This window comes from Microcystis sp. M_QC_C_20170808_M3Col, from assembly GCF_007095505.1.
In the GTDB taxonomy this organism is placed as follows: Bacteria; Cyanobacteriota; Cyanobacteriia; order Cyanobacteriales; family Microcystaceae; genus Microcystis.
In genome coordinates this window covers 1-4,588 of record NZ_SFBY01000292.1, presented here as the reverse complement: position 1 = coordinate 4,588, position 4,588 = coordinate 1, and the positions used below count along the sequence as shown (strand labels likewise).

Annotated in this window: 3 protein-coding genes, 1 tRNA gene and 1 pseudogene; 1 reads left to right on the top strand and 4 read right to left on the bottom strand. The window is 44.7% G+C overall.

All coding sequences use genetic code 11. The features are described from left to right. Positions 1 to 102 precede the first annotated feature (102 nt). Positions 103 to 285, top strand: a pseudogene (locus EWV84_RS13220) (lysozyme inhibitor LprI family protein); the annotation flags it as partial. A gap of 59 nt (positions 286 to 344) precedes the next feature. Here the strand turns inward: EWV84_RS13220 and EWV84_RS13215 are convergent. The 4 genes from EWV84_RS13215 to EWV84_RS13200 form a co-directional block, all read right to left on the bottom strand. Beyond that, positions 345 to 415: transfer RNA gene (locus tag EWV84_RS13215), tRNA-Gly, on the bottom strand. A gap of 77 nt (positions 416 to 492) precedes the next feature. Further along, on the bottom strand, positions 493 to 1,218 hold the full coding sequence (locus EWV84_RS13210) for an HAD family hydrolase (protein WP_287078344.1): 726 nt from the start codon (positions 1,216 to 1,218) through the stop codon (positions 493 to 495). Between the two features lie 240 nt (positions 1,219 to 1,458). Continuing rightward, a complete protein-coding gene (locus tag EWV84_RS13205) occupies positions 1,459 to 3,912 on the bottom strand; it encodes an AAA family ATPase (RefSeq protein WP_287078343.1) in 2,454 nt (817 codons plus the stop codon). Between the two features lie 160 nt (positions 3,913 to 4,072). Continuing rightward, positions 4,073 to 4,432, bottom strand: coding sequence for a hypothetical protein (locus EWV84_RS13200; RefSeq protein ID WP_287078342.1), 360 nt, complete (start codon positions 4,430 to 4,432; stop codon positions 4,073 to 4,075). Positions 4,433 to 4,588 lie beyond the last annotated feature (156 nt).

Genomic DNA, 4,588 nt, shown 5'->3' with positions numbered 1-4,588 from the left:
AGGATAATGCAAGGTTTTTGAAAGTCCCAATCCTATTTTCTTGCACTAACATCGGACTTTAACAGGTCAAAAGCTTTATTTTAAAAGGGTTTTACCATTATTCAGCAAGCCCTAATTAGCGCCCAACAAGCTTGGATTAAGTTTAGAGACAGCAGTTGCGAATTTGAAAGAAGTGCCTATGAGGGAGGATCGATGGCTCCCATGATTTACAGTTTTTGTTTGGCAGATGTCACCGAGCAGCGTACCAAAGATTTGCAGAGATATTTAGAAGATAGCGATCGCTAAGTCAAAATCGCCGTTGATATTACCGATAATTCCTTAGACGTTTACTGCACAACAGCCTAAGCGGGTGAGGGGAATCGAACCCCTATCATTAGCTTGGAAGGCTAGGGTTTTACCACTAAACTACACCCGCATTTTCTTAGCACTTTCGTTAGTATAACACGAATTGCCGATTTTTGCAAGTAGGGCTTTTCAGCTTGTTAATCGCCCCTAAAATCCCGATCGCTCCTTTATTTCCCCGATTTGGCTAAAAGTTTCCTCCACGCGATCGAGATCTAGTTGGGAGAAATTATCGATCGCCCAGTTGGACACTCTCTGCATAAAATGGAAGGGATAGGTATGAGCGATTCCCACCACCTGCATTCCCGCTCTTTTGGCCGCTTCGCAACCGACAAAAGTATCTTCAATCACCAGACATTCCCAGGGTTGCAACTGTAGATTAAAATTCCAACGATTAAATCTTTCTACGGCCAGTAAATAACCATCTGGTTGAGGTTTACTGGTGCTAATCTCATCACCGGTGACAATGACACTAAAGTAATCCCCAAGGGCTGCCTGTTGCAAGATTGATTCCACTTCCGAGCGTATTGCTCCCGTCACCAAACCGATTTGTAGTTCTCTGGCCTTAACCCGTTCTAAAAAAGAGTATATCTCCTCATAAATAGGAAGTTTCTCTAATTTTCCTAATCTTTCTCGGTATAAACTCGCTTTTTTGTTAATTAACTTAGTCAGATATTCCTCGGTCACTTGACGACCGCGACGGGTGAGAACATTACGCAAACAGACGCGATCGCTTCTCCCCAGACATAACTCCGCAAATTCCGACCCTAGGGGCAGCAGATTTTCCCCGATCAAGATTTCATTGATTAACTCCTGATGGATCGGTTCATCATTGATGATCACCCCATTAAAATCGAACAGAACAGCCTTTAACATCAATCTTAGACAGAAAAGCTAATAAATACTCACTGTTCTTGATTATACTAAAGTTTTTCGTCGGGGCAGGGCGGGTCTTGCCCCTTACCCCATCTCAACAAACAATTTTAACCGGAAAATTGCCAAGGCCTTGACAAATTCCCAGATTTGTTCTATTATTTTGTTATAGTGGGAATCCGTGCTGCCCTGTAACCCCCCTATTGGGGACTAAGATATTAGCCAAAAATATAACAAAAGAATTTAGGCCATTTTTGCCGATAGCCAACGACGGAATAATTCCACAGCAATCTGATAACGGGAGTCTTGGCATTCGATGACATGATGATTTTCAAGGGTTTTTAGGGCCAGGTCGAGAGTTGTGGCAGTTAATCTGGTGCTGGACAGTAAATCTGCCCGGGTTAATCCTTGCAGATGGGAAGAAAGAACTATTAAAATCTCCCCTTGTCCGGCCGCATCTTGTTTAGCCTGTTTCCAGACACCCGTAAAATAATAATTTCCCCTTTGGAAAAACTCAGCATCGATAGCTTTTTCCACATCTTCCACCTGAAAACGAATATCTTGGGGACGTTGCAACTCAAAGACCTGTTTATTATAAAAACGTACCAGATGAAACCCGATAAGTTGCACTAGATAGGGTTGACCGTGGGTAAGTTGATAAATTTTGTCTAAAGCTTCTGGGGTATAGTCTAGGGGAAAATCCTCGTCTTCCCCAACGGGATTAGCGAGGATAACGCGAGTGGACTCCGGAGAGAGGAAACTAACTGGAATCGGGTAAACACTGCCAAAAAAAGGATGAAAATAATCGGCAGTCATCTCCTCTAGGGTATGTAATCCGGCAAAAACAAAAGCTAGACGCGGACTACTCTGGACAAGGGAACGCAGATAGCCGAGGAAATTCCGGGGGAGGGTATTCTCTTTGATTAAATCCTCAATTATCTCGAACTCATCGAGGGCAATAATTAAACCGGTTTTGGCTTTTTCCGGCAGAATCTGGCCTATCAGACGATCTAAATAACGATTAAAATACATTTCTGGATGTTGGGAGATTTTTTCCTCTTCTGGGGCATCAATTGCTAAAGTTTTGGCGATTTCCTCAGCCATATTCAGGAGGACTTCGGCTAGGCTGGTTACTGTGGCCACGCGCTGTAAATTAATGTAGATAACCGAGATAGCTGGTGGGAGATATGCCTCCAGATTGCGTAGAATCGAAGTTTTACCCATGCGACGATGACCATAGAGAACCACTGAGGATAGGTTATCTCCTGACCACATTGACTGAAGTTCCCGCAGGATATCCCCACGACCAACAAAGCGTTTACCGATCACCGGATCACCGATAATGTAGGGATTAGGAATCGGTTGGGTAATAGTCACCGTTCCCACCGTTCCCGCGATGGATGTGCTAATTTTTGCCCATTTTTCGGCCATAGAAAGGATTAATTCTTTTTCTGCTTGGGGTAAATTGGCCGCTTGTTGGTCGCTTATATCCCTTAATTTCCCGATAATCCGATTAAGAGCGAGGGATCTAGTCTGTTGGGAGTAACTTCTCTGGACTAAAGCCATTTCTGCGATAACTCGATTGAAACTGCTGATAGCTTGCCAAGTTTGCGGACGTAATGACGGTTCTGCGGCAATAGGGGCAACCGCTAGGGAAGCGATACTATCGGGAGTTGCTGCCTGACTAAATCGGTGTAAAGTTTGGGCGAGGCTATACATTTCTTCCCCGTAGGCGAGGGAACGTACCACAGCAAAGGCTTTTTCGGCTTTTTCGGTGTCCTGTTGGTGAAGATACCAAAAACCAGCAGCAGCGGCGCGAGCAGGAGTATCTAGACGGATTTTGCTGCGAGGAAGAGAAAACGGTTTCGCAGACGCATATTTTAACAATTGCCAATCGGAGGGATTTTCTGCCAGACAGGAGACCCGATAGATAATTTCTGCCTCTGGGAATTGCGATAAAACGCGATTAACGGCGACAAGGACAGGAATAAACTGGCGGCTGTACTGAAGGTATTGATTGAGGTTATTAATAGCTGTTTCCCAGTCTTGCTGTAACCATTGTTGTAGAGTCGAGGTTAACCCCAGCAGCGGTAGAAGGGTAATACGGGGAAAAAGTCGCCCTTGAGGGCCAGCAAAAAGCCCGATTAGCCAATTATCAAGACGGAAAAAGGCGAATATAAACCCCACGCCCAACCTCACGCCCCACACCACGCCCAACACCACGCCCAACACCACGCCCGACACCACGCCCGACACCACGCCGTACACCACGCCCCACACCACGCCCAACACCACGCCCGACACCACGCCGTACACCACGCCCAACCCCACGCCGGACACCACGCCCAACCCCACGCCCAACCCCACGCCGAACGCCACGCCCACCCAATTAACAGAAAGTCCTAAATTTGCCGCTATGCTACAGATAATTAGAGCGGTAATTACAGTTAAGAGAATACCCTGAATCCCTAGACGCAATTGTACGGGATGGTCGCGGAGAAATTGCATTCTATCGCGCCATGTTTTCTGTTCTTGGAATTTATCGCCGCCGCCTCTCGTTTCCACATACCAGCCTATTGCTTGGGGAAAATAAAACACCCAGTACAACAGCAAAAGATAATCAAAGGGATTCCATAAAGATAAATTGCGTTTGAGTTTAGGGGCGAGATTAATTCTGGGGACGGTGCTTTCCTTCATAATTTTTATCTCTGGCTATTTACCCGGTGATGGTTCATTAAGTAGTTAGGTGTTAACTGTCAGACACCCCCCTTATCAAGGTAGGGTTGATTCATGAATCAACCCTAGGGGCAGGGGGTATCAAACCCAAAATTAAATCAACTTATTGTTTAGTTATAACCTAAGTTCGGGATGCTGAGTTATTGACTTTGCTTTGATAAAGTTTAAAACAACTTTGCATTAACTCTCGCGGCTTTCCTTGACTTTGCCTAACAAGATAATTTATTTCCTCCTCGGTAAAAGTCACTCCTGTTTGACTTAGACGATGACTAATAAACTCTTGAATTTTAGCTTGATTCCATAATCTAACCGGACATTCTAGACAAATTCCCTCGAAAGGTGAATCACCTCCTTTGTTATCAGGAAATAAAACATTAAGGGGACGATTAGCCGCTACTACTAATCTTAAAGGTGGATCGGGACGATTAGCCAACTCTCTTAATTGACTTCTAAGCTGATAGCTGAAATATTTTTGAGTCATATTATCTACCACATCCAATAATAACAGGATTTTATGTTGGGAGCATCCCAGTTTTGCAATGAGTAAAAATACTCAGGCAATATCGCCGTTGAGATAAGCACAACGTAGCTTCAAATACTGAGGAACATTCTCTGCTTTCCATTGTGCTCCCACAAT

Excerpts from the sequence above, each read along its gene's own strand:
- EWV84_RS13210 (WP_287078344.1), bottom strand. The coding sequence starts at position 1,218 with ATGTTAAAGGCTGTTCTGTTCGATTTTAATGGGGTGATCATCAATGAT.
- EWV84_RS13205 (WP_287078343.1), bottom strand. The coding sequence starts at position 3,912 with ATGAAGGAAAGCACCGTCCCCAGAATTAATCTCGCCCCTAAACTCAAA.
- EWV84_RS13200 (WP_287078342.1), bottom strand. The coding sequence starts at position 4,432 with ATGACTCAAAAATATTTCAGCTATCAGCTTAGAAGTCAATTAAGAGAG.